The organism is Aerococcus sp. HMSC10H05, from assembly GCF_001806975.1.
Classification (GTDB): domain Bacteria; phylum Bacillota; class Bacilli; order Lactobacillales; family Aerococcaceae; genus Aerococcus; species Aerococcus viridans_B.
Window position 1 is genome coordinate 6,482 of sequence record NZ_KV786987.1, and the last position, 1,933, is coordinate 8,414.

A 1,933-nucleotide genomic window follows, 5' to 3' on the forward strand; every position below is an offset into this window, starting at 1 on the left:
TTCTTCAAAAAATTTCCAAAGGCATGGGTAGGATTTTTCAAAAATCTACCTTAACAAAATGAAAGGCCTAACGGAAAAAGGCACTTTTTCACAAACTTTTTGTTGTTACAAGTCGCTCCAAAAGCCTATGAAATCAAGGTTTAACCTGTAACAAGAACTTGCAAAAAGTGGTTCATTGGTGTAACAACTTGTAACAAGCTTGCTACAAGTTTAAGAGTGCCAAAAAGCAAGTAAAAATAAGGGTTTTACCCACTTCCGTTTTAGCTGTTGTTACAAGCTTGATACAACTTGTAACAAGAAAATGATAAAAATGCACCATTTTCCCTTATGCTCTTTCCCCCTTTTTCACCAATCACAAAGTATGCCTAGCTTACCTAGTAAAGCCTAGCAAGGCCAAACGGATAAAAGGCGTCTTTATTTGATCAAGCCTTCAAGAGCCATAGGTGCAAACTAAAGGAGAAAAGTTGAAAGGGGCGGCAAGATGATTGAGTAGAAAAAGGAAGGTTAGGCAGTCAGCCCTTGCGTCTTTGAATGGGTTAGATTTTAAAAAGGGGTAGTAGGTTGCTGGATGATTTTTGAATAGGTTGGTCTTGAGTAAGGGGAGATAGAAAGTAAAACAAGGGGAAGGGTTAGGGGGGGGTTCGCGCTCCCGCGCCTACAGAAGCGCTATAGCGCCTTTGCCGCGAGCATGATCATCGGTGTCCTCTGGGCAGTCTGGCATGCTCCGCTCCTGTTTAATTTGGACAATGTCATGTCCACGTATCCGCTGCTGCCTTGGTTTGTCGACGTGATGATGGACTCAGTCATTTATGTTTGGCTCTACAATTCCACAAAGGGGAGCGTCTTTCTCTTGGTTCTTTACCATGCCTTGTCTAATACTTTGGGAGGTTTCGCGGGCTCGTCCACTGCTACTGCGAGCATCGTAATCGCCGCCCTCCTGCTCCTTATCTACAAATCGGCCACCATCTCGGCGAATGGCCGAAAGTATAGCCTTTCGGATTAGAAAAACTACTATAAAAGCAATAACTTGATATTCCTCAATTTTTTTCCTCCTTCTTTTCTTATGATAGAACCATCAATTGATGATTAAAAAAAGAAAGAGGAATTGAATATGAGAAAGAACATAATGATGACAACAGGAGCCGTCTTGGCAGCCACAGGGGCACTGTTCCTAAATCCCCTGACGGCCAGCGCCCACTGCGAATGGAATAAGCTTAAGATTAATAGAAATTATAGCTACATAAGAGGGTTAAATGCCATCAAAAATTATATGAAACAATAAATAGTCAATAATAAGAGCAACTAGGTCATATACTGATGGTCTAGTTGTTTTTACGTATCTATCTGCTCAAACATAAACATTTCCTCTATATTTATTATATAAACTTGATAAAGGTCAATTTTATATCTCTCAAAAACGAGTACATAGTGTTTGCACTAAAGTTTTAGAGGGATTTATATGCAACAGGCTATTTTGAAACATAAAAATTCATATTACGGTTATTGGTGCCTTCTTTATTCAAAATTACGAAGAGTCAGCTATTGTTACTTTTTTATTTTTATTTGGCTCATATTTAGAACAGCGTACACTTAAGCAAACACGAACTGCTATTAAAGAGTTGACGGAAATGGCTCCAGAGACTGCTTTTAAGGAATTGAACGAGGGACAATTTGAAGAACAAGGGTCTCCAAAGGAAAACGAGGCCAGAATGCGTATAGAAATGAATCGTTGCACTTAATTGGACAATTGAAGATAATTTAAAGAGGAGATTGACCATTTTTCGTGGTCAATCTCCTCTTTTTTGGCTAGTTTTGTCCCAGCCTCTTTTAGCTTAGCTTATTTTTAAGTATTCTTTAATAGCTTCTTTGAATAAATCTATTTTACTTAAATAGTCTTCAACAGAAACATACTCATTAAGTTGATGTGGTAAAT

Annotated in this window: 2 protein-coding genes and 1 pseudogene; all 3 read left to right on the forward strand. The window is 38.6% G+C overall.

Annotated features, from left to right (window positions below):
* Nucleotides 1–604 precede the first annotated feature (604 nt).
* Entirely contained in the window at nucleotides 605–1,003 is a 399-nt protein-coding gene (locus HMPREF3116_RS09340) for a CPBP family intramembrane glutamic endopeptidase (protein WP_083272779.1), read from the forward strand.
* Nucleotides 1,004–1,111: 108 nt separating this feature from the next.
* Nucleotides 1,112–1,282 (forward strand): hypothetical protein, encoded by a 171-nt coding sequence (locus tag HMPREF3116_RS08980; RefSeq protein WP_168125797.1) that lies wholly within the window; start codon nucleotides 1,112–1,114, stop codon nucleotides 1,280–1,282.
* A gap of 196 nt (nucleotides 1,283–1,478) precedes the next feature.
* Nucleotides 1,479–1,679, forward strand: a pseudogene (locus HMPREF3116_RS09345) (cation-transporting P-type ATPase); the annotation flags it as partial.
* Nucleotides 1,680–1,933: the final 254 nt, after the last annotated feature.